This window comes from Microtetraspora niveoalba, assembly GCF_001570405.1.
Taxonomy (GTDB): Bacteria; Actinomycetota; Actinomycetes; order Streptosporangiales; family Streptosporangiaceae; genus Microtetraspora; species Microtetraspora niveoalba.
Genome location: NZ_BBYM01000035.1, coordinates 49,070 through 70,656 on the forward strand (window position 1 = coordinate 49,070; position 21,587 = coordinate 70,656).

Here is a 21,587-nt window from a genome sequence, read left to right on the forward strand (position 1 = left end):
GGCGGCGGGGCGCGTCACTCCGGCCGCCACACGTAGCGCACATCCGGCTCGCGCTCCTCGTTGTCGCGGCCGTCGGTGTACTCGACCGCGACGAAGCCGTGCCGCTCGTAGAACCGGCGGGCCGGCCCGTTGACCTGGAACGTCCACAACTCGAGCCCGTCCGCGCCGCGTTCCTTCGCCAGCGCGACGAACCTGTCGCCGATGCCGCGACCGCGCCACTCGGGATCGAGGTAGAGCTGGCTGACGAGGCGGCCGTCGAGCACCATCATCCCGACCACCGTGCCCTCCAGTGCGGCGACCCAGGTCTCGCGGCCGGGCACGACCACGTCGCGGAAGTACGCCCGGATCTCGTCGTCGGAGTGTGCGCGGCGCACGCCCGGCAAGGCGGCGTCGTATGAGCGCAGCCACACGTCGGCCACGGAGCGGGCGTCGGGGCCGGTCGCCCGGCGCAGGACGACATCATCGAGGTTCACGGCGGGCCACCCTCCCAGACGGCCCCGCCCCGGCGCATCCGGTTTTCCCGGCGTGCCTCCCCGTGTCGCCCCTGGTCATGCGAGGGAGCGGATCGCGGCAGGGGGACGGGGCGAGGACGCCGCGGCGGGCGCCGTCAGCCGATCTCGCCGAGGATGCGGGTGAGCCGCTCCCGGCTGCCCTTGTCGATCTCCTCGCCGGTCCACTTCTCCTCGATCGACACCGTCGCGCCGCCGTGCAGGGTCAGCAGCGCGCGCAGCGGGATCTCCTTGGTCACATGCGCCGCCGCGATCTCCTCGTACGCGAGGAAGCGGTACCACTCCGCGAGCTTGGCCGGCGGCGTCGACTCGACGAGCCCGCGCATCCTCTGCCGGCCGTTGTCCGCGGACCCCGGGCCCGCGACCAGGACGAGGCCGATGTTCAGCACGATCAGGTCGTGCTCCACGCCGTCCACCTTGACGTTGGCCAGGCCGGCGACGACGGCGGACCCGAACGTGCTCGGCCGCCGCTCCGCCTGAGCGGCCCGCCCGGCGTCGACGCCGAGCAGCTCCAGCTCGGCCCTGGCCTTGTCGAGGCCGCCGGGGGAGACGGCGTTCGCGGCGATCCGCTCCAGGGCGGCGACGACGCCCTCCGCCCCGGTGAACTCGGCGGGTCCGCTCCACGAGGGCCGCCACCCGGCGACGCCGGACCGTACGGCGGCGAGTCGCAGCACGGTCCCCAGTGGCCCGGCGAACAGTTCGCCGACCTCGCGCCGGGTGGCGGTGGGAAAGAACGGCTGGGCGATCTCGAGGAGCCGGCCGGCGGCGATCAGGTCGAACACGTCGGCCAGCCCGGCCACGGGACGCCCGGCCGCCCGCGCGACGGTGCGGAAGACGGCGTCGGCGTCGCGCTGGAGGTCCGCGTCGAGCGCCGCGACGATGAACTCCGGCCAGGGGAGCACTGTCCGCTCGCCGGTCTCGACCACCTCTCCCTGCAGTGCCCGCCCCGCCTCGGCCAGATCGGGGACGAGTACGGCCGCGGGCCGTCCATCAGGCGTGACCGGCGTGCGGGGGAGGGCGCGGATGGCGGCGATCCGCTCGTTCAGCGGGGGATGGGTGTCCCATCGGGACCCCTTCTCCTCCGGGGTGCTCGCGCGCAGCGCGTTCAGCTCGCCCCGCCGGCCCGCGACCAGCGCACCGAACCCGGCGAACAGGTCGTCCGGGGCGAACCCCGACTCCCAGCCGAGCTCGACGTACTGCTCAAGGAAGAAGTGCCACGCGGCGTCCAGGACGCGGACCTCGTGCAGGGCGCTCGCGGCGGCCTCGATCCCGGCGACCCGGGCCGACGCCCGGTCGGCCTCGAACTCCTGCCTCCGCGAGACGGCGTTGTCCGCCAGCAGATAGAGCCGGGCGTACCCCTTGAAGATCCATCCGGACGGGTTGTACTGGCCGATCTGCCGCAGGGTGTGCGCGATCATCAGCCGCCCCCGGTAGGCGGGCGCGGACAGCCGCGTGTGCCTCCCGGAGTAGTGGCCGAGCTCGTGCGCGAGCACGGCGCGCACCTGGGCGACCGTCATCGTGTGCAGCAGGGGCAGCCCGAGGCTGAGGCGGCGGCGCCCGCCGATCAGGCCGAGCAGCCGCGACTCCTCCTGCACGGACGCGTTGACCTCGGGGATCAGCCAGATCTCGTCGGGAGCGCGGGTGCCCGCCTCGGCCGCCAGCTCGCGTACGGTCGCCCAGAGGAGCGGGGCCTGCCGGGGGGTGAGCGGCAGCCCGCTGGGCGGGGCGGGACGCGACCGCACGGCCCTCCACGTCCCCCGCCCGACCGCCAGGATGCCGGCGGCGAAGCAGGACCAGACGACCTTCACCGCGATGGCGCCCGCGATCACCGTGGACAGCCAGACGGTGAGCGCGACGGCCCCCGCGACCTGGGCGGCCGCGACCACGAAGAAGCCGGCGAGCATGGCGAGGGAGAGCCCGGCGCGCATCGTGCTGACCACGTTTGTTCACTCCCGGTGGATGATTTGGATCATTTATGTACCATGCGCACCATGCCTTTTTCGCTCTTCTCGGGAAGAACGCGCAAACCGGTCGTCGATCCGTGCATGGGAGATCTGGCCGCGGCACGTCTGAGAGAGGCGATGGCCAAGGGGGACTGGCGCTCCGCCGGGTCCTTCCTCGGCGCCGTCACCGACCCGGACGACCGGGCCTTCTACCTGGACGTCTGCTCGGAGACGACGGGCGTGCAGGAGTGGATCGGCGAGTGGATCGCGGCCGAGCCGGGCTCGACGCTCGCGCTGCTGGTCAAGGGGGCGCACGGCGTCCGGTGGGCCTGGGAGGCCCGGGGGAGCGCGACCGCCGACCACACCTCCGCGCAGCGGTTCCGGGAGTTCCACCGGCGGCTCAAGACGGCGGAGGACTGCCTGGACGAGGTCGTCGAGCGCGACCCGGACGAGGTCGTGGCCTGGTCGTTCCTCGTCACCTCGGCCCGGGGGCGGCAGGTGGCGCCCGAGGAGGCGTGGCGGCGGTTCGGCGAGGCGACCCGCCGCCATCCGGCGCACCTGCGCACCCACCTCCAGATGCTTCAGTACCTCTGCGCGAAGTGGTTCGGCAGCGAGGAGGAGATGTTCGCCTTCGCCAGGAAGGCGGCCGCCGCCGCGCCGCCCGGCAGCCCGCTGGCGCTGGCCGTCGTCTCCGCGCACATCGAGCAGTGGCTCTCGCTGGACGCGGGGGAGGACGGCGACTACTTCGACCGCCCCGATGTGCGGGGCGAGCTGCGCACGGCGGCCGACCGGTCCGTACGGCATCCCGCCTTCCGGCGCCGTCCCGGCTGGCCGGCCGGGCACAACGCGCTCGCGTTCGCCTTCGCGCTGGGCGGGGACCACACCGCCGCGAAGGAGCAGTTCGCGGCGGTCGGCGACCTCGTGACCGACTGGCCGTGGTGCTACCTCGGCGACGAGTCGACGGCCTTCGCCGAGATGCGCAAGGTCTCGCTCAAGTACGGCTGACGCCGTGCGCGAGCGGTCACCACGGGGCCCCCGCCATCGTGCGGACGATCGGGGCCCGGCCTCGCGGCCGTACGGCCCGGTCGTGATACCGCCGGTCGTTTTACGGGCCGGTCGTTCACGGGCCGTTCACGGCCCGGGGTCAGCCGCGGGCCCACCAGGAGGCGGCGAGCAGCTCGGCGACCAGCGTCTCGGTCAGCAGCGCCACGTCGGGGTCGTCGTCGTGGCGGTAGCGGATCGACCCGGCCTGGCCGTCCAGCTCGCCGCCGACCGTGAGCACGGTCGAGCCCCGCTGCCGGATCCACTCCATGGCCTGCTCGTCATAGCGGGAGCCGGGGAACATCAGCGCCCGGTAGTCGTAGGTCTTGGTGAGGTAGACGTCCACATGCGCCCAGTCGCCGGTCTCGCAGGCGTCGGCCTGGCGGCGCGGCCCCTCGCGGAACATGAGCGCCGACTGCTCCGCGGACGAGAGCCGCTCGGCGGGCGCGATCGTGTACACGCCGTGCGGTCCGTCGAGCACGTCGGAGGCGGTCTTCAGCCACTCGGCGCGCCGGTCGAGCAGGTCCGCGGTGGCCTCGGCCGCGCGGCGGACGAGAGCGGGGACGTCGCCGCCGCCCGCGAGCCGGGACTTCAGCGCGAGCAGCAGGGCGAGCGTGTGCTGGAACGTACGGCACGCGACGCCGCCGCGCTCCTCGCCCGCGGCCATGGGGACGACCAGGTCGGCGCCCTCGGTCACCGCGGAGCCAGGCTTGTTCGTCATGGCCAGCACGAACGACGTGCCCCTGTAGCGGGCGAGCGCGTCGAGGGTCTCCCTGCTGCCGCCGGTCGCGGAGATCGCCACCACCAGCGTCCCCGGGCCCGGCACGGTGTGCGCGGCGGACGCGTACTCGGCCACGGCGTCGACCCCGGCGGCGCGCAGCCGCGACGCGACGACCCCGGCGGCGTACCGGGAGCTGCCCATCCCGAGGAAGACCACCCGGTCGACGCGCTCGGGCAGGCCCTCGAACGGGTCACCGGCCTCCAGCGACTCGGCCAGCGCGCCCAGCGCCTCCGGCTTGGCCAGCAGGTCGGCCTCGAACAGCCCCGCGTCCACAATGCACTCCTATCTATTGTCTTTATTGTCCGGTTTTGTCGTAACTTACTTGGTAAAGGCGGGATCCGCGCCGTACCAGGAGTGGAGCACACCCATCGGGGCGTACCGCCAGCGCGGCAGATGCCGGGCGGCGTAAATCAGCTCGCGGCACTCCTGCTCGACCTCGAACGGCCGGACCAGCGACGGGTCGAGCAGGTCGGACCGTCCGGCCTCCGCCAGCCCGGTGCGGTACGCGTCCACGATCGCGTCGCGCGCCTCGGCCACCCACGCCGCGACGCGCTCCGGAGCGGAGCCCCGGCGCAGGATCGCCACCTGGCCGACGTGCTCGACGCTCGTGGTGAGCTGGGCGAGGTCGCGGGCCGCCGGTTGGAACGCTCCGCCGCCCGGCGTCGCGGCCGACACCGTCGGGTTCCCGTCGAAGTCGACCACGGCGTAGCCGTCCCGCCACCGCAGGATCTGGCCGACGTGGAGGTCGCCGTGGATGCGGATCAGCGGCGTCCGGCCGGCGGCCGCCAGCGGGGCCAGCTCGCGGCGCAGCTCCGGCTCCCGGGAGGCCAGCCACACGCCGTCGTCGCCGTCGGTCAGCGCGAGGGCGTCGCGCAGCGCCTCCTCCGCCCGTTCCGCCCAGGCCCCCGCCGCCGTCTCGTCCGAGGTCGGGCCCGCGGAGGCCGGGCCGTGTCCGTCCGGGCGCTCGCCGGGTGCGGGCGGCGCGAGCCGTACGGGGTCGGGGAAGACGGGGGAGGGGCTCGCCATGGCGAGGTGCAGCTCGGCGGCGAGCGCGCCCAGCTCGGCGGCGAAGCCGGTGCGCCCCGCCTCGGCCTCGTCCACGCACCACTCCCAGCCGTCCCTGGCCTCGGGCAGGTACGCGGTCACCAGCGCGACCAGCGCGTCCTCCCAGTAGATCGCGGCGTACGGCGTGGCGGTGCGGGAGAAGCCGGACAGATGCGCGAGCAGGTCGGGCGCCGGCTGCGGCGCGCGGGACGGCCGGGGGAACCACTTGACGACCACGCTCTCGCCGGCGATCACCGAGTGGTTCGTCTGGTCCACGGTGATCGCCCGCTCGCCGGCCGGCGGCGCGGGCAGTGCGCGGAACGCGCGGACGGAGAAGGGAAGCGGCGGCGTGACACCCTCCGCGAGCGCCCGGACGACGGCTCCCGTGACCCCCTCCTCGACGGTCAGCGTGAGCGTTCCGTCCGGTTCCTCGCGAAGGGTCGGCCAATGCCGTGCTTCGACCTGCATCTGTTGAATCTCGATTCAATAAGGCTTGTATCGCCAATGCTCACAATGCCCGGGAAAGTCTTGTCTAAGTTGACTTATCCTGCAACACTCTAAGCTCCCCACCGGAAGGAAGCTCTCGCATGTCATTTCGCGTGCCCGCCTTTGGGGCGATGGCACCATGAAGTCCACCGTACGAGCACGGGTGGTCGGGCGACTCGTCACCATGGGGCCGGGCTTCGGCTTCCTGATCGTCTTCCTGGCGGTCCCGCTCGCTCTCGTGCTCAGCTACACGGTGTTCCGCCGTGGCAGGTTCGGCGGAATCGTCTATGAGACGACGGGGGAGAACTTCACCCGGCTGATCGATCCGCTCTACCTCGACGTGGTCGTCGGATCGGTGAAGCTGGCCACGATCACCACGCTCCTCGCCCTGCTGCTCGCGTACCCGACCGCGTACATGATCGCCCGGCTTCCGGCGAAGTGGAAGGTCGTCGCGCTGGTCGCCGTCGTGCTGCCGTTCTGGACCAACTTCCTGATCCGCACGTACGCCTGGATCGTGCTGCTCAACTCCGAGGGTCTGGTCAACTCCGGCCTCGAGGCGCTCGGTCTCGGCAAGCTGGAGCTCCTCTACTCGGACGGTGCGATCGTCGCCGGCCTGCTCTACGCGTACCTGCCGCTGATGGTCCTGCCGCTGTACTCCGCCATCGAGCGGCTGGACCCGCAGCTCCGCGAGGCCTCGGCCAACCTCGGCGCGCGCCCGATCCGGACCTTCTGGTCGGTGACGCTCCCCCTCTCGCTGCCCGGCGTGCTGACCGGCTGCGTCTTCGTCTTCGTGCCGAGCCTGGGCAACTTCGTGATCCCCGAGCTGCTCGGCGGCGGTCGCCGGATCATGGTGGGGAACCTGATCCGCGACCAGTTCCTCAAGGCCCGCGACTGGCCGTTCGGCTCGGTGCTCGCCTTGTCCGTGATCGGAGTGCTGGTGCTCCTGCTCTTCGCCCAGGCCTGGGCCAGCCGGAGGGTGGGCCGCGATGCGTAGGAACGGGAAGCAGGGGAACGGCTGGCTGCGGCTCCCCTTCTGGCTGACGTACGTCTTCCTGTACGTGCCGATCGCCGTCGTCGTGCTCATGTCGTTCAACCAGAACAAGTCGCCGTACTCGTGGGGCGGGTTCTCGCTGCGCTGGTACGGCCAGCTCCTCGAGAACGAGAAGATCCGCGAGGGCCTGATCAACACCCTGATCGTGGCGTTCGGCTCGACGGTGCTCTCGACGGTGCTGGGCACGCTGCTCGCGGTCGGCCTGGCCCGCTACAACAAGTCGCGTCTGGTCGACGCGCTCTCGACGATGCCCGCGATCCTGCCCGACCTGGTCCTCGCGATCGGCCTCCTCGTTTTCTACGCGGCGGTCAGGATGACGCTCGGACTGCACTCGGTGCTGATCGCGCACACCGTGTTCGGCATGGCGTTCGTGACGGCCGTGGTCCGCGCCAGGCTCAGCCACGCCGACACCTCCATGGAAGAGGCGTCCCGCGACCTCGGCGCGACCCCGCTGACGACGTTCATGCGGATCACGCTGCCGACCCTGGCCCCGGGCATCCTGGCGGGCGCCCTGCTGGCGTTCACGCTGTCGATCGACGAGTTCGTGATCGCGTTCTTCACCGCCGCGCCCACCCAACCGACCCTGCCGATCGTCATCTACTCCATGGTGCGGTTCGGCGTCACTCCCGAGATCAACGCGTTGGCCACCCTGCTGCTCGCGGTGAGCTTCACCGTCGTGATCGCGGCCCAGCGCATGACCAAGCTCTCCGAGGCACTCTCATGACACTTATCTCCATCGATGGCGTGAGCCGGCGCTTCGGCGAGGTGACGGCGCTCGACTCGGTCAGCCTGGAGATCCGGCAGGGCGAGTTCTTCGCGCTGCTCGGCCCCTCCGGCTGCGGAAAGACCACGCTGCTCCGCATCCTCGCCGGGTTCGAGCAGCCGGACGACGGCGCGGTCCGCCTGGACGGCGAGGACCTGCTCAAGATCCCCGCGCACCGCCGCCCGATCAACCTCATGTTCCAGTCGTACGCGCTGTTCCCGCACATGACGGTGGAGCGGAACATCGCCTACGGCCTGGAGCGGGAGAAGCTGCCGAAGAAGGAGATCCGGGAGCGGGTCGCCGAGGTCCTGGAGACCGTCGGCCTCGCCGCGCAGGCCCGCCGCAAGCCGCACCAGCTCTCCGGCGGCCAGCGCCAGCGCGTCGCCCTCGCCCGCGCGATCGTCAAGCGCCCGCGCCTGCTCCTGCTCGACGAGCCGCTGTCCGCGCTGGACAAGAAGGTGCGCGCCGAGATGCAGCTCGAACTCAAGCGGCTGCAGAACGAGGTCGGCATCACCTTCGTGGTCGTCACGCACGACCAGGAGGAGGCCATGTCGCTCGCGGACCGCATCGCGGTCCTGCAGGGCGGCAAGGTCGAGCAGGTGGACGCCCCCGTCGAGCTGTACGAGCAGCCCCGCACGCCGTTCGTCGCGGGTTTCATCGGCGCCAACAACCTCTTCAGCGGCAAGGTCGCCGAGAACGGCCTCGACGTCCCCGGCCTGGGCGTGCTGCCCGCGCCCAAGGGCGTGGACGGCGACTCGGCGCTTCTCGTCGTACGCCCGGAGAAGATCCGGCTCGCCGAGATCGAGCCCGCGGCGGACGAGCCCGCGGCCGTTGAGGCCGGGGAAACCGCCGAGCCCGAGGTGAAGGAGGGCCCGGCCGAGTCCGAGACCAAGGCCGACGCCGAGGCCGGCGACGAGGTCAAGGCGGAGGAGGCCGCAGAGCCCGCCGCCGACACCGACGCGCAGGAGGTCGTGGCGAAGGAGGCCGAGGCTGAGGAAGCCGAGGCTGAGGCCGAGGTGAAGGAGGGCCCGGTCAAGACCGACGAGGGCGCCGAGCCGAAGGCTCCGAAGGCCGCCGCGGACAATGAGGCCGAGACCGAGACCGAGGCCGAGGTCACGGAGGACGCGCAGGAGGGCCCGGTCACGACGGACGAGGTCGCGGAGCCCGAGACCCCTGAGGCCACCGAGGCCGCCGAGGACGGGTCGGAGACCCCGGAGGAGGCCGCGGACGCGAAGCCGGAAGTCGCGGAAGCGCGCGAGGACGTCGTGGCCGAGGGGACTCCCGACGCCCAGGCGGATCGCGGCGACGACCTGCGGGCCGCCGTCAAGAGCGCCATGACCGGCGAGGTCAACGCCGAGGCGATGGCCGAGGTCGTGTCCAGGGCCGTCGCCGGAGTCGTGGCCAAGGTGGTCGCGGAGGTCGTGGCCGAGGTCGTCGCCGACAACGACGCCAAGGCCAGGGCGAAGGCCGAGGAGCCGAGCGAGACCACGCCCGCCGCCACGCCCGAGACCGCACCGGAGACCGCAGACGAGACCGCGGCCGAGGCGGTGCTTGAGACCGCGTCCGAGACCGCGGACGAGGCGGCACCGGAGTCCGCGGGCGAGAACGCGCTTGAGACGGCGCCCGAGAACGCCGAAGCCCCCGAGACGCCCTCCGGCCAGGAGCCCGAGGCCGCCACCGAGGAGTCGGCCGAGCCGGAGCCCGAGAGCCCGCTGCGCGGCACGGTCGTGGACGTGAGCTTCTACGGCGGCACGTCCCACATCGTGCTCCGCGTGGAGGGGCACGAGGGTCACGTGCTGGCGGCGGCCCAGGGATCGGCGCGGGTCGAGGTCGGCACCGAGGTCGCGATCGGCTGGGACGCCGCCGACGCCGTGCTCATTCCGGCCTGAGTTCGTGTCCTGTCGCGAGGCGGGCGTAGTCGAGGATCAGCTCCACGGCTTCGTTCGGTCCGATCGAGTGATGCCGGGCGATGATGCGGTAGCCGTACGCGTCCTCAAGGGCGACGAGCGTGCGGCTGATCGTCTCGGACGCCTGGGCGAGCGTGAAGATGCCCTGGGCGGCCCCGGTTTCGAGGATCGTCTGGTACATCGACACCTGCCGGTCGAACAGCGTCGTCAGCAGCGTGCCGTACACCCGGTTGCGCCCGGCGGCGCCGCCCAGCTCGCAGAGCAGGCGCACGCCGGCGTCGTCGGGCCCCTCGGGCAGGCCGGACCTGATCGTGGTGATGAGCTTCTGCGCGGGATCGGCGATGCCGCTGATCTTCTTTATGCGCTGCTCGTAGAAGCGTTCCATCCCGGCGTGGTGGGCCTCGATCAGCAGGTCCCTCAGGTCGGGATAGTGGTACAGCACGGCGCCGGAGGTGAGCCCGGCCTCCTCGGCTATCTGGTTGAGGTGGACACCCTCCGCGCCGTGTTGGATCATCGCCCGGCGGGCGGCATCGATGAGGTCCATCCGCCGGTCCGCTCTGCTCTTGCGCTGGGCCATTCCATCCCATCCGATTTGAAGGCACGACAACAACTGGCCTACCCATAATGTCCCAGCTATTGACGGCGCGCTAGATACCTATTTGAATCCTGGTTCAACAAGTCAGGGAGTCCGGAATGACAGACAAGCAGCTCACGATCCTGTTCATGCCCGAGAGCGCGTACGGGCCGACGAACAACTGCGTCGGGATCGGCGACATCCTGCGCAAGCGCGGCCACCGGGTCGTGTTCGCCGCCGAGGCGTCCTGGAAGGGCAAGCTGGAGGCGCTCGGCTTCGAGGAGGACCTGGTCGACCTCGCGCCGCCGGCCGAGGAGGAGCAGGACGCGGGGCAGTTCTGGAAGGACTTCATCCGGGACACGGCCCCGGAGTACCGCAAGAGCACCTTTGAGCAGCAGGAGACGGTCACCAAGCCGATCTGGGACGCCCTGATCGACGGTGCGAAGTACTGCGAGCCGCAGCTCAAGGCGATCATCGAGCGGGTCCAGCCCGATGTGATCGTCGAGGACAACGTCATCACCTTCCCCGCGCTGCTGACGGCCGGCAAGCCGTTCGTGCGCATCGTCTCCTGCAACCCCCTGGAGGTGAAGGGCCCGGACATCGCCCCGGCCTTCTCCGGCCTCCCCGCCGACGACAGGAGCGAATGGGACGCCTTCCGCGCCGAGTACGACCGCACCCACCGCGAGATCTACACCGCGTTCAACGAGTGGGTCGTCGAGCAGGGCGCCCCGCCGCTGCCCGACCTGGACTTCATCCACGAGGGCGACGCGAACCTGTACGTTTTCCCGGAGATCGTGGACTATACCGACGAGCGTCCCCTCGGCCCGACGTGGACCCGGCTCGACTCGTCGGTGCGCGAGACGGACGAGGAGTTCGCCCTCCCCGACATCCCGGGTGACGGCCCGTGGGTCTACTTCTCGCTCGGCTCGCTGGGCTCCGCCGACGTCGAGCTCATGCGCCGCGTGATCTCGGTGCTGGCCACGACGCCGTACCGGTTCATCGTCTCCAAGGGCCCGCTGCACGAGGAGATCGAGCTGGCCCCGAACATGTGGGGCGCCGAGTTCGTCCCGCAGACCACGATCATCCCGCAGGTCGACCTCGTCATCACCCACGGCGGCAACAACACCACCACCGAGGCGCTGCACTTCGGCAAGCCGATGATCCTGCTGCCGCTCTTCTGGGACCAGTACGACAACGCCCAGCGGGTGCACGAGAAGGGCTACGGCGTCCGCCTCGACACCTACAAGTTCACCGACGAGGAGCTGACCGGCGCCCTCGAGCGCCTGCTCGGCGACACCGAGATGCGCGAGCGCCTCGCCGCCCACGGTGCGGAGATCCGGCGCAGGGACGGCCTGCGCGTCGCCGCCGATGTAATTGAGAAGATCGCTGCCAAGTGAAAGCACTGAAGGACGCCGCCCCCCGGGTCTTCTGGACCGACAGGCCCGGGGCGCCGGCGTATCACCCGCTTGACGGAAGGACCACCGCCGACCTGCTCGTCGTCGGCGGTGGTTTCACCGGCCTCTGGGCCGCCGTGCTCGCGAAGGAGGAGAACCCCGCCTGCGACGTGGTCCTGGTCGAGGCCCACTCGATCGCGTACGGCGGGACCGGGCGCAACGGCGGCTTCATCTCCGACTCGCTCACGCACGGGCTGAGCCAGGGGCTGAAGCTGTGGCCGGGCGAGATGGACACGCTGCTCGCCCTCGGCCGCGAGAACCTCGCGGCCATCGCGGCGTTCGTCGAGGCCCACGGCATCGACGCCGACCTGCGCCTGGTGGGCAAGACGACGGTCGCGGTGGCCGCGCACCACGTGGCCGAGCTCAAGGCGGCCGAGCGGCTGCACCGTGAGCACGGCGAGGACGCGGTCTTCGTCGGCCGTGACGAGATGCGCACCGACGTGGACTCGCCGACGTACCTCGGCGGGCTGCGGTTGCGCGGCGCCGGCGGCATCCTGGACCCCGCCAAGCTGGCCTGGGGCCTGGTCCGGGTCGCCGAGAAGCTCGGCGTCCGGGTCTACGAGAACACGGCCGTCGCCGGTCTGGAACGTTCCGGAGCCAAGGTCCGGGTCACCACCGGCTCGGGGATGATCGACGCGGCGCAGGTGCTACTGGCCACCAACGCGTACCCGTCGCCGCTGCGCAGGCTGCGCAACTTCGTCCTGCCGGTCTGGGACTACGTGCTGGTCACCGAGCCGCTGTCGGCGTCCCAGCGCGCCTCACTGGGCTGGGCCGAGGGGCAGGGCCTCACCGACGCGGGCAACCAGTTCCACTACTACCGGCTGACGGCCGACGACCGGGTGCTGTGGGGCGGCTACGACGCCATCTACAACTTCGGCGGCGCCGGGAGCGAGCAGCGCGACGCCACGCACGATCTGCTGGCGCGGCACTTCTTCGAGACGTTCCCGCAGCTCGACGGAGTGCGGTTCACCCACCGGTGGGGCGGGATGATCGACTCGACCAGCCGGTTCACCCCGTTCTTCGGCACCGCGATGGGCGGGAGGGTCGCGTACGCGCTCGGCTACACCGGCCTCGGCGTCGGAGCCTCCCGGTTCGGCGCGCTGGTCGGGCTCGATCTGCTGGCCCGCCGCTCCACCCCGCGTACGGAGCTGCGCATGGTGCGCCGCCCGCCGGTGCCGTTCCCGCCGGAGCCGGTGCGCTGGCCGGTGGTCGAGGTCACGCGGCGGGCGCTGGCCCGCGCGGACGAGAACGGAGGCCGTCGCGGGCCGTGGCTGGGGCTGCTCGACCGCTTCGGCGTCGGTTTCGACAGCTGACAACCCCAGTGATGACAACCACGGTGAACGCATAATTCAGGTCAATTCGCCCTATTTGTCGTAAATGGGGCAGGTTCATCGTGACTGATGAAAAAGAGGATGGCATGGCTACCCTGATCAATCCCGCGAACGGCCGGCCGGTCGAGGACGTGCCGGACACGTCGACCGAGGGCGTGGCCGCGGCCGTACGGGCCGCGCGGGAGGCCTTCGAGCAGTGGCGGGAGACCACCCCGGCCGAGCGGTCGCGCGTGCTCCTGCGCTTCGCCGACCTGGTGGAACAGGACGCTGAGGAGCTGACCCGGCTCGAGGTCGAGGAGACCGGCAAGCCGGCCCCCGTCTTCCGCGACGGCGAACTGCCGTTCGGCGTGGACAACCTGCGGTTCTTCGCGGGCGCCGGGCGGTCGCTCGACGGGACCGGTGCGGGAGTGCTCAGCTCCGGCTACACGTCCGTGCTGATCAGGCGACCGGTCGGCGTCGTCGGCTCGATCGCGCCGTGGAACTTCCCCTTCATCATGGGGATCTGGAAGATCGGCCCGGCCCTCGCCGCCGGCAACGCCGTCGTCATCAAGCCCGCGCCGCAGACGCCGCGCAGCACGCTCCGGCTGGCCGAGCTGTTCGCCAAGGCGGGCGCGCCCGAGGGGCTGCTGCAGGTGGTGACCGGCGGCGCCGAGGTCGGGCAGGCGCTCGTCACCGATCCGGGCGTCGACATGGTCAGCGTCACCGGGTCCACCGCCACCGGCCGGGCCGTCATGCGGGGCGCGGTCGACGGGCTCAAGCGGGTCCACCTGGAGCTCGGCGGCAAGGCCCCCGCGCTGGTGTTCGCCGACGCCTCCCTTGAGGACATGGCGTTCGGCGTCGCCATGGGCGCCACGTACAACACCGGGCAGGACTGCACCGCCGCGACCCGCGTCTACATCGAGCGCTCGCGGTACGCCGAGGGTGTCGAGGCGCTGCGCGACGCCCTCTCCCGCGTCCAGCCCGGCGACCCGTGGGACGAGGGCACCGACATCGGGCCGCTGATCTCGCAGGCCCACCGGGACCGGGTGCACGGGTTCGTCTCCCGCGCCTCCGGCCGCGTGGTCTGCGGCGGCGCCCCGCTGGACGGGCCCGGCTTCTACTACGCGCCCACGCTGATCGCGGACGCCGACCAGTCCAGCGAGATCGTCCAGGGCGAGATCTTCGGCCCGATCCTGGTCGCCATCCCGTTCGACGGCGAGGACGAGGCGGTCCGCCTCGCCAACGACACGCCGTACGGCCTGGCCTCGTCGGTCTGGTCGACGGACGTGTCCCGGGCGCTGCGCGTGTCGCACCGCCTCGACGTCGGCGTCACCTGGATCAACGACCACCTGCCGATCGCGTCCGAGGCGCCGCACGGCGGCGTCAAGGGCAGCGGCTTCGGCAAGGACATGAGCCAGGAAGCGGTCCAGGAGTACTCCGTCACCCGGCACCTCATGATCAAGCACGCCGCCCCCCAGCCGAAGGACTCCTTCCGCCCCGCCTGACGGCACTCAGCGGGGTTGCCCCTGTCATCGGCCCGCTCTCCGCTTTCCGGACGTGGATATCGGCCGGGTCTCCGGCTCCCGAGTACCGGCCGGATCTTTGACTCCCGGGTGTGGGCATCGGCCCGCTCTCCGGGTTCCGGATGTGGATGTCGGCCGGGTCTCCGGCTCCCGAGTCGGGGGCCCGGCCGGTCCTTGTCTCACCGCCCGCCCGCGCCCGGGGTGAGGTCCGTGCCGGGGACGTGCCTCGTGCCGCCGCGGTTCCACGTTTGCGCCCCCTGCCTGCGGCGAGCGCCTCTCGCCGCGGCTGGGTTGTTACCCAGGGCCTGGATGACACTGGTGTCGACCTCTCGCGGACCTTTCAGCCCTCCCCGCGCCGCCACAAGACCGGTCAGCCACTCGGTGGGAAACTCGCCGGCGCCGAGAAGCAGGCCCGCTCCCAGCCGTTCGCCCCCGACCGGCTTCTCGACCTTGTCGCGGATCCTCGCAGCGACAACTGGAGCGACGGCGGCGCCACCGACCTGGACAAACTCGCACCCACCTGCCAGTTCCACAACCGCGACCGCTACCGGCAGCCAGAGCGCTACCGCCTCTACCGCGCTGGGAAGGACCGCTGGGCCTTCGCCTACCTCGGCCCACGCCCGACCACGCACAACTGATCGGGAGGCCCACTCCCGCTGGGGACCCCCGGCGAAGTCCAGCGGGTTGGGATCAGGAGGCGGGAGATAGGGACGGGTTGGGAGCAGGTAGTGGGGGTCCGAACGAAAAGGGCGCTTCGCCGCCAGATCCCGGCCTGCCGGACTCGCCGCCGGCTCTCAACTCGCGGACCCCTTCAGCGGTTCCCGCCCCCATCCGATCTCGTCCAAAGGCCCAGGGGCGGAAGACCTGGGCCTCTTCATCGGTGCGCTGACCGGGCCTGAATCCCGGACGCGCTGATCAAGAAGAGGGCTCCTTCGAGATTGAGCGTGACGTCGCGGATGTGTGGACCTGGTGCAGGTCCAGGGGCGCGGGGCGGGGCAGAGGTTCGGTGTTGTCGGCACGGAAGGACTGAAGGAGGTAGGCCACCAGGCGTCGGGATGCGGCCTGCGAGACTTCGGGGGGCTCTCCTCCGAGGCCGCTGTTGGCCAGCAGCAGGAGCGTGAGGTCGCTACGGTCGAAGTCCTGGCGTAGCCGTCCGGAGTCCTTGGCGCGCCTCACGAGTCGGTCGAGCCCCTTCTCGGCGCGGGTGCGTTCGCGCTCGTAGTCGACGTTGTCGGGGAACCGGGAGAGGAACGCCCCGGTGAAGCCGCGGTCGAGGGCCTGCATCGCGCTCACCTTCTCGATGACGGAGCAGAACCCGCGCCAGGGGTCCGGGTCCTCCAGAGCCTCGTCGAGTACGGCCACGCACAGAGCGAGCTGCTCGGCGAAAGCCTCGCTCACGAGTGAGGCGCGGGTGGGGAACCTCCGATAGAGGGTGGCGACCCCGACGCCGGCCCGCCGGGCGATCGTGGCCATGGGCACGTCGATTCCGTGGGCGGCATACGCCTCGCGCGCCGCCTGGATGATGCGGTCGCGGTTCTGCCGGGCGTCGGCGCGCAGCTCTCGCGGCACGGGGTCGCCGCCGGGACGGGGGACGCCGGCCGCGTCCTTCCGAGAGGGCTGAGCAGGCATGTTTCTCACTTTAGCTCAAGTGGATGGGGGCGTCCGGTTACGGCGTTAGCGTGGAAATCCAGCGGCGCCGCACCAAGGCGTCGAGCGGATGGAAGAGGGGACGGGTAGCCGGTGAACGACATGCGTGCGGCGCTCTTCGACAGGTACGGCCCTCCTGACGTCCTGTACGAGGGCAGGGTCCCTGTTCCGGCTGTCAGACAGGGCGAAGTGCTGGTGCGGGTTCACGCCGCCACTGTCAACGGAGGGGAACTGTACGGGCGGGCCGGACGGCTACGGCTGGTGACCGGCCGCCGCTTTCCCAAACGGACCGGCATCGACTTCGCCGGCGAGGTCGCCGAGGTGGACGCCGCCGTGACGGGACTGCGGGCGGGCGACCGGGTGTGGGGAATCCTGCCGCGCCGGTTCGGCAGCGCCGCCGAGTACGTGGCGGTCCGCCCGCGGCAGATCTCCTTCGCTCCCGGGAACCTCACGCTCGTCGAGGCGGTGACTCTTCTGGCCGGCGGTACGACCTCCATCACCGCCCTACGCGACAAGGCGCGGCTCAGGCCGGGTGAGCGCCTTCTCGTACGCGGTGCCAGCGGCGGGGTGGGCAGCGTCGCCGTGCAGCTCGGCAAGATGTTCGGGGCCCATGTCACCGCGCTGGCGTCCCGGAAGAACCTCGGGTTCGTCCGGGATCTGGGGGCGGACGAGGCCATCGACTACAAAACGACCGGTCCATCCGAACTGGGCGCGTTCGACGTCGTCATGGACACGGTGGGCACTCGACACCGCGAGTTCCGGCGACTGCTCTCTCCGGGAGGACGCATGGTGGCCGTCGCCTTCGACGTCGACGACATCCTTTCCAGCGGCGGTTACATCCTGGCCTCCGCCGTTCACGGCGCGCGCAGGGTGCGCTTCTTCAGCGGCAACCCCCGTCACGATCTGCTGGCCGAACTGGCCGGGTACGCGGAGCGCGGCGCCATCCGCCCGGTGGTGGACACCGTCCATCCCCTCGCCGACATCGCGACCGCCCACCGGGCCATGGAGGCCGGCGGCGTACGGGGGAAGCACGTCATCCAGATCGTCTGATCCGGAACGACCGTCGTCGGGCGCGACCTAACGGGTGGGGAGGTTGCGCAGCGCTTCGCGGCGGCTCAGGCCGGAGATGCCGTGATGGTCGACATAACGGACGACCTCGTCGGGATTCGTCTTCGCGTACTCGCGCAGCGCCCAGCCGATGGCCTTGCGCGCGAAGAAGTCGATGTCCGACAGGCTCGGCTCGATGCACGCGTACAGCAGCGCGGAGTCGGTCCGCTCCTTGAAGGAGTTCTGGCAGAGGATCGCGGTGCGCCTCTTCCACAGGTCGGGATCGTACGCCCACTCCAGCATGAGCGGGCGCATGGACTCGGGGTAGAGCCGCAGCAGCGTGCCGATCCGGTGGACGGCGATGTCGTCCACCAGGTCCCACCAGGCGCCGGTGACGATCATCTCCTCGTACATGGGGATCGTGTAAAGCGTCTGCCAGGACCGGTAGTAGCGGTAGGCCGACAGCTCGATGGCGGCGTACCGCTCCTCGCGGAACTCGGCCTCGCGCCACAGCGCGAGCACCGCCCTGCGCCACTCGGGGGCCGAGTCCAGGCGGTGCTCGGCGAAGACCCGCTTCAGCGCGGCGCGCCGCGGGACGGCCTGTACGCCGAGGAACGGCATGTCCGACTTCATGTACGCCTGCATGGCCGGGGCCTTGGCCGGGTCGGCCGCCTCGGCGAGGGCGTGCCGTACGGCCTTGAGGAGCATCATGCGTTGTGGCTGGTGCGGTCACCGATGGCGAGGCCGTCGAACAGCACCGTGATGTAGTGCTCGGCCAGCGCTGTGGTGTTGAGCCGCCCACCGGGGCGGAACCAGCGCACCGCGACCCAGATCGTGTCGCGGATCATCCGGTACGTGAGCTTGGGGTCGAGGTCGTCGCGGAAGAGGCCCTCGGCCTGGCCGTGCTTGATCTGCTCGACCCACATCCGCTCGACCTCGTCCTCGGCCTTGACCAGGTAACCGAAGCGGTCGCCGGGGAGGGAGCGGAGGTAGTTCCAGTCGTTCTGCATCACGGTGATCGCGGCGCGGTGCGGCTCCAGCGTGCCGAACCCGATGCGCACCATCTCCGTCAACGCGGTGCGGGCGTCGTCGGCGCTCTCCAGGACCGCGCGGTAGCGGGCGGTGAGATCCTCGAGGAAGGTGCGCAGCACCTCGTCGACGATCGTCTCCTTCGAGTCGAAGTGGTGGTAGAGGCTCCCGGAGAGGATGCCCGCCTCGTCGGCGATCTGGCGGACCGTGGTCGCCTGGAAGCCCTTGCGAGCGAAGAGCTCCGCCGCGAGCTTGACGAGGTGGTCGCGCCGCTCGGAGGCGGCCGAGCCCGCGGCGGTCGTCCGTTTCGTCGTGCCCGGGCGTCTCACTGGGGCGGCGGTGGCCCCACCGGAGGTCTTTCGCTGGTTCACACCACCATTATGAAGGTCCGAGCAACGGCTTGCTCGCCGATGACGATGGAGAGTCACCTGCTCATCACGGCCGACCTACTCTGCCAAGCGCTTGCTACCGGCCCCGGCTTGCCCAACCTGGCATCGCGAAGCTGACTTATTGTGCAAGATCCTCCCTATGGTGAAATTGGGGTATCCGTTTACCTTGGGAGTGGCCTCGGGGGAGCCGCTTCCCGACGGGGTCATCCTGTGGACCCGTCTCGCCCCCGAACCGCTTGATCCCGTACGTCCGGGCGGCATGCCCGACCGGACGGTGACCGTTCGCTGGGAGCTCGCGGAGGACGAGAAGTTCGCTCGCGTGGTGCGGTCCGGCGCCGCCCCGGCCCGGCCTGACTGGGCGCACAGCGTCCACGTCAAGGTGTCGGACCTGCGGCCCGGCACGGAGTACTTCTACCGGTTCTCCGTGGACGGCCACGAGAGCCCGGCCGGGCGGACCAGAACCGCCCCCGACCCCGGGTCGACCGCGCCGGTGCGGTTCGCGTTCGCCTCCTGCCAACGTTACGAGCACGGCCGTTTCACCGCCCTGCGGCATCTCGCGGCCGAGCGGCCCGACGTGATCCTGCACCTCGGCGGTTACATGTACGCGCACGAGGCGGAGGGTCCCGCGCCGGGCGAGCCGCCCGTACGGCCGCTGGAGTCGGACGCGGAGTGCGCGACCCTCGCGGCGTACCGGAACCGGTACGCCACCTATCGGACGGACCCCGACCTGCGGGCCGCGCACGCGGCGGCGCCGTGGCTGCCGGTCCCCGACGACCACGAGGTGCGCGCCGGCTACGCGGGCGCGCTGTCCGGCGACGGGTCCAGCCCGGCCGCCTTCCTCAAGCGTCGGACGGCCGCCTTCAAGGCGTACTACGAGCACATGCCGCTGCGCGCCCGTCCGGCGGCGGCGTCGCTGCGCGTCCACCGCTGGCGGCCGTACGGCAGGGTGGCCGACCTCATGCTGCTCGACACGCGGCAGCACCGGGACGGCGGCGACATGCTGGGCCCGGAGCAGGAGGAGTGGCTGCTCGGGCGGCTGAAGAGCGGGACCGCGCGCTGGAGGGTTCTGGCCCAGCCCGCGTTCTTCGGCCCGCGCGGCCTGGCGGATGCGAGCGCCGCCGGGTGGGACGCCTTCCCGGAGAGCCGCGCCCGCGTGCTCGCGGCCGCCCCCGCGGGGCTCGTGGTGCTGAGCGGCGACGCGGGCGACGGCTGGGCGGGCGACCTGCGCGCTGACCGGGCCGATCCGGAGTCGCGGGCGCTCGGGGTGGAGTTCGCCGCCCCCTCGGTGTCGGCGCGGCCGTCGGGGGTCGTTCCCGCCGGCGACCCGTACCGGCCGATCGCGGCGGGCCGCCGCGGATATGTCATGTGTACGGCGGACATGGACGGCTTCCGCGCCGAGTTCCGCGTGGTGGGAACCGTTGAACACGCTGACCGCCCGGACGCCCCCGTCTCGACGGTCGCCCGGTTCGAGGTCGTGGACGACCGGCTGCGCCGAACAGAAGACGGGGCCGCCTCTAGCGAATAGGAAACTTTCCTATTAGATTGCGGGCCATGCGTGATCTGCTGGGCCTCGCCGACACCGTCATCCTGCCGGGCTTCCCCGGGACCGCTCCCCCGGACTGGCTGCGCCGCAGGCTGGCCGACGGCCTGGCCGGGGTCGTGCTGTTCTCGCGCAACATCGAGAACCCCGACCAGCTCGCCGCCCTGACCGCGGCGCTGCGCGCGGAGAATCCGGGCGTCCTGGTCGGCGTCGACGAGGAGTCGGGCGAGGTCACCCGGCTGGAGGCGAGCACCGGCAGCTCCCGCCCCGGCAACTACGCCCTGGGCGTGGTGGACGACGAGGAGCTGACCGAGCAGGTCGCGCGGGACGTGGGGCGCGATCTCGCCGCCGCCGGGGTCAACCTCGACTTCGCGCCCGCGGCCGACGTCAACTCCAACCCCGACAACCCGGTCATCGGGCTGCGGGCGTTCGGGGCCGACCCCGAACTGGTCGCCCGCCACACCGCCGCCTGGATCCGCGGCCTCCAGTCGGCCGGTGTCGCGGCCTGCGCCAAGCACTTCCCGGGCCACGGGGACACCGCCGTCGACTCCCATCACGGCGTCCCCCGCGTCACCGTCTCCCGCGAGGAGCTCGCCGAAGTGGAGCTGTGGCCCTTCCGCGTCGCGATCCGGGCGGGCGTGCGCTCGATCATGACCGGCCACCTGCTCGTCACCGCGTACGACGACGAACGGCCCGCGACCCTCAGCCCGCGCATCCTGACCGGACTGCTCAGGGACGAGCTCGGCTTCGACGGGCTGATCGTCACCGACGGCATCGAGATGGCCGCCGTGTCCGGGGCGTACGGCCTCGGCGGCGCGAGCGCGATGGCCGTCGCGGCGGGCGCGGACGCCGTCTGTGTCGGCGGGGAGAACTCCGACGAGGAGACGCTGGAGCACATCCGCCGCACCATCGTGGCGGCGGTCGTCGAGGGGCGGCTGCCCGAGGAGCGGCTGGCCGACGCCGCCCGGCGGGTCCGGGAGCTGGCGGCGTGGCACGCGTCCCCGGCGGCGGCCGGGAACGGGACCTTCGGCGCCGAGGCGAACGGCAGCGGCCCCGGAACCCCGGCGGACGTCGGGCTGGTCGCCGCCCGCCGCGCCATCAGGGTCACCAGGCGGGCCGGCGCGTCCGCCGTGCTGCCGTTGGCCGAGGCGCCGCACGTCGTCGAGCTGGCTCCCGAGACCAACCTCGCCATCGACAAGCACATGCCGTGGGGCGCCGCCGACCCGCTCCGGCGGATCCTGCCGGGCACCACCGCCACCCGGCTGCGTGAGGAGGACGTCGCCGACGGGGTGCCCGCCGAGGCGCTCGGCCGGGCGGCCGGACGCCCCCTGGTCGTCGTCGTGCGGGACGCCCACCGCCACCCCTGGCAGATGGACACGCTGTCCCACCTGCTCGGCGCCCGCCCGGACGGCGTGGTCGTCGAGATGGGGCTGCCGGGCCGTACGGACCTGGGGGCGGTGCACATCGCCACCCACGGAGCGGCCCGCGTCTGCGGCCAGGCCGCCGCCGAGGTGCTCACCGGCCGCGCCTGACCGGCGGTCCTTTCCGC

At 71.7% G+C, this 21,587-nt stretch carries 19 protein-coding genes; 11 read left to right on the forward strand and 8 right to left on the reverse strand.

The window, feature by feature from the left end; genetic code table 11:
- Positions 1 to 14 precede the first annotated feature (14 nt).
- Entirely contained in the window at positions 15 to 473 is a 459-nt protein-coding gene (locus AWQ70_RS29785) for a GNAT family N-acetyltransferase (RefSeq protein WP_067183291.1), read from the reverse strand.
- A gap of 134 nt (positions 474 to 607) precedes the next feature.
- On the reverse strand, positions 608 to 2,449 hold the full coding sequence (locus tag AWQ70_RS29790; protein ID WP_067183294.1) for a M48 family metallopeptidase: 1,842 nt from the start codon (positions 2,447 to 2,449) through the stop codon (positions 608 to 610).
- Between the two features lie 51 nt (positions 2,450 to 2,500).
- On the opposite strand from AWQ70_RS29790, the gene AWQ70_RS29795 reads away from it, so the two are divergent.
- Positions 2,501 to 3,457 carry a DUF4034 domain-containing protein gene (locus AWQ70_RS29795; RefSeq protein ID WP_157530587.1) on the forward strand — a complete coding sequence of 319 codons (957 nt, stop codon included), beginning with the start codon at positions 2,501 to 2,503 and terminating at the stop codon, positions 3,455 to 3,457.
- A gap of 139 nt (positions 3,458 to 3,596) precedes the next feature.
- Here AWQ70_RS29795 and AWQ70_RS29800 read toward each other — a convergent pair whose 3' ends face one another.
- Entirely contained in the window at positions 3,597 to 4,547 is a 951-nt protein-coding gene (locus tag AWQ70_RS29800; RefSeq protein WP_067183301.1) for an SIS domain-containing protein, read from the reverse strand.
- A 45-nt stretch (positions 4,548 to 4,592) separates the two neighbouring features.
- On the reverse strand, positions 4,593 to 5,786 hold the full coding sequence (locus tag AWQ70_RS29805; RefSeq protein WP_067183304.1) for a hypothetical protein: 1,194 nt from the start codon (positions 5,784 to 5,786) through the stop codon (positions 4,593 to 4,595).
- A gap of 157 nt (positions 5,787 to 5,943) precedes the next feature.
- Here AWQ70_RS29805 and AWQ70_RS29810 point away from each other — a divergent pair, with 157 nt between their 5' ends.
- From AWQ70_RS29810 to potA, 3 genes are read left to right on the forward strand one after another with little or no spacing between them, the layout of a single operon-like run.
- Entirely contained in the window at positions 5,944 to 6,798 is an 855-nt protein-coding gene (locus AWQ70_RS29810; RefSeq protein WP_067183307.1) for an ABC transporter permease, read from the forward strand.
- Complete coding sequence (locus AWQ70_RS29815; RefSeq protein WP_067183309.1) at positions 6,791 to 7,579, forward strand: ABC transporter permease; 789 nt, start codon at positions 6,791 to 6,793, stop codon at positions 7,577 to 7,579. The genes AWQ70_RS29810 and AWQ70_RS29815 overlap by 8 nt, the downstream gene beginning before the upstream one ends.
- The gene (potA, locus tag AWQ70_RS42275) at positions 7,576 to 9,507 is read left to right on the forward strand and encodes a polyamine ABC transporter ATP-binding protein (protein WP_084517955.1); all 1,932 of its coding nucleotides are present in this window, start codon (positions 7,576 to 7,578) and stop codon (positions 9,505 to 9,507) included. The genes AWQ70_RS29815 and potA overlap by 4 nt, the downstream gene beginning before the upstream one ends.
- On the opposite strand, the gene AWQ70_RS29825 is transcribed toward potA, so the two are convergent.
- Positions 9,494 to 10,069 (reverse strand): TetR/AcrR family transcriptional regulator, encoded by a 576-nt coding sequence (locus AWQ70_RS29825; RefSeq protein ID WP_245647208.1) that lies wholly within the window; start codon positions 10,067 to 10,069, stop codon positions 9,494 to 9,496. The two genes, potA and AWQ70_RS29825, sit on opposite strands and share 14 nt — an antisense overlap.
- 149 nt (positions 10,070 to 10,218) lie before the next feature.
- On the opposite strand from AWQ70_RS29825, the gene AWQ70_RS29830 reads away from it, so the two are divergent.
- The 4 genes from AWQ70_RS29830 (at position 10,219) to AWQ70_RS29845 (ending at position 15,024) form a co-directional block, all read left to right on the forward strand.
- Entirely contained in the window at positions 10,219 to 11,496 is a 1,278-nt protein-coding gene (locus AWQ70_RS29830) for a glycosyltransferase (protein WP_067183314.1), read from the forward strand.
- The gene (locus AWQ70_RS29835) at positions 11,493 to 12,866 is read left to right on the forward strand and encodes an NAD(P)/FAD-dependent oxidoreductase (protein WP_067183317.1); all 1,374 of its coding nucleotides are present in this window, start codon (positions 11,493 to 11,495) and stop codon (positions 12,864 to 12,866) included. Before AWQ70_RS29830 ends, AWQ70_RS29835 begins: the two co-directional genes overlap by 4 nt.
- Positions 12,867 to 12,970: 104 nt before the next feature.
- Complete coding sequence (locus AWQ70_RS29840) at positions 12,971 to 14,368, forward strand: aminobutyraldehyde dehydrogenase (RefSeq protein WP_067183320.1); 1,398 nt, start codon at positions 12,971 to 12,973, stop codon at positions 14,366 to 14,368.
- A gap of 266 nt (positions 14,369 to 14,634) precedes the next feature.
- Entirely contained in the window at positions 14,635 to 15,024 is a 390-nt protein-coding gene (locus AWQ70_RS29845) for a hypothetical protein (protein ID WP_157530589.1), read from the forward strand.
- A 277-nt stretch (positions 15,025 to 15,301) separates the two neighbouring features.
- Here the strand turns inward: AWQ70_RS29845 and AWQ70_RS29850 are convergent, their stop codons facing one another.
- Complete coding sequence (locus AWQ70_RS29850; protein WP_067183325.1) at positions 15,302 to 16,015, reverse strand: TetR/AcrR family transcriptional regulator; 714 nt, start codon at positions 16,013 to 16,015, stop codon at positions 15,302 to 15,304.
- 120 nt (positions 16,016 to 16,135) lie between these two features.
- On the opposite strand from AWQ70_RS29850, the gene AWQ70_RS29855 reads away from it, so the two are divergent.
- Positions 16,136 to 17,083, forward strand: a complete 948-nt coding sequence (locus tag AWQ70_RS29855) for an NAD(P)-dependent alcohol dehydrogenase (RefSeq protein ID WP_067183407.1) — start codon at positions 16,136 to 16,138, stop codon at positions 17,081 to 17,083.
- Positions 17,084 to 17,110: 27 nt separating this feature from the next.
- Here AWQ70_RS29855 and AWQ70_RS29860 read toward each other — a convergent pair whose 3' ends face one another.
- A complete protein-coding gene (locus AWQ70_RS29860) occupies positions 17,111 to 17,791 on the reverse strand; it encodes a DNA alkylation repair protein (protein ID WP_067183328.1) in 681 nt (226 codons plus the stop codon).
- On the reverse strand, positions 17,788 to 18,480 hold the full coding sequence (locus AWQ70_RS29865; protein ID WP_067183331.1) for a TetR/AcrR family transcriptional regulator: 693 nt from the start codon (positions 18,478 to 18,480) through the stop codon (positions 17,788 to 17,790). Before AWQ70_RS29865 ends, AWQ70_RS29860 begins: the two co-directional genes overlap by 4 nt.
- Before the next feature lie 184 nt (positions 18,481 to 18,664).
- Between AWQ70_RS29865 and AWQ70_RS29870 the strand changes: the two genes are divergently transcribed.
- Positions 18,665 to 20,023 carry an alkaline phosphatase D family protein gene (locus AWQ70_RS29870; RefSeq protein ID WP_169808763.1) on the forward strand — a complete coding sequence of 453 codons (1,359 nt, stop codon included), beginning with the start codon at positions 18,665 to 18,667 and terminating at the stop codon, positions 20,021 to 20,023.
- 26 nt (positions 20,024 to 20,049) lie between these two features.
- Complete coding sequence (locus tag AWQ70_RS29875; protein WP_067183335.1) at positions 20,050 to 21,570, forward strand: glycoside hydrolase family 3 protein; 1,521 nt, start codon at positions 20,050 to 20,052, stop codon at positions 21,568 to 21,570.
- Positions 21,571 to 21,587: the final 17 nt, after the last annotated feature.

Coding starts and splice junctions, on each gene's coding strand:
- AWQ70_RS29840 (WP_067183320.1), top strand. CDS start 12,971: ATGGCTACCCTGATCAATCCCGCGAACGGCCGGCCGGTCGAGGACGTG.
- AWQ70_RS29810 (WP_067183307.1), top strand. CDS start 5,944: ATGAAGTCCACCGTACGAGCACGGGTGGTCGGGCGACTCGTCACCATG.
- AWQ70_RS29860 (WP_067183328.1), bottom strand. CDS start 17,791: ATGATGCTCCTCAAGGCCGTACGGCACGCCCTCGCCGAGGCGGCCGAC.
- AWQ70_RS29815 (WP_067183309.1), top strand. CDS start 6,791: ATGCGTAGGAACGGGAAGCAGGGGAACGGCTGGCTGCGGCTCCCCTTC.
- AWQ70_RS29795 (WP_157530587.1), top strand. CDS start 2,501: ATGCCTTTTTCGCTCTTCTCGGGAAGAACGCGCAAACCGGTCGTCGAT.
- AWQ70_RS29875 (WP_067183335.1), top strand. CDS start 20,050: ATGCGTGATCTGCTGGGCCTCGCCGACACCGTCATCCTGCCGGGCTTC.
- AWQ70_RS29825 (WP_245647208.1), bottom strand. CDS start 10,069: ATGGACCTCATCGATGCCGCCCGCCGGGCGATGATCCAACACGGCGCG.
- AWQ70_RS29855 (WP_067183407.1), top strand. CDS start 16,136: ATGCGTGCGGCGCTCTTCGACAGGTACGGCCCTCCTGACGTCCTGTAC.
- AWQ70_RS29850 (WP_067183325.1), bottom strand. CDS start 16,015: ATGCCTGCTCAGCCCTCTCGGAAGGACGCGGCCGGCGTCCCCCGTCCC.
- AWQ70_RS29805 (WP_067183304.1), bottom strand. CDS start 5,786: ATGCAGGTCGAAGCACGGCATTGGCCGACCCTTCGCGAGGAACCGGAC.
- AWQ70_RS29830 (WP_067183314.1), top strand. CDS start 10,219: ATGACAGACAAGCAGCTCACGATCCTGTTCATGCCCGAGAGCGCGTAC.
- potA (WP_084517955.1), top strand. CDS start 7,576: ATGACACTTATCTCCATCGATGGCGTGAGCCGGCGCTTCGGCGAGGTG.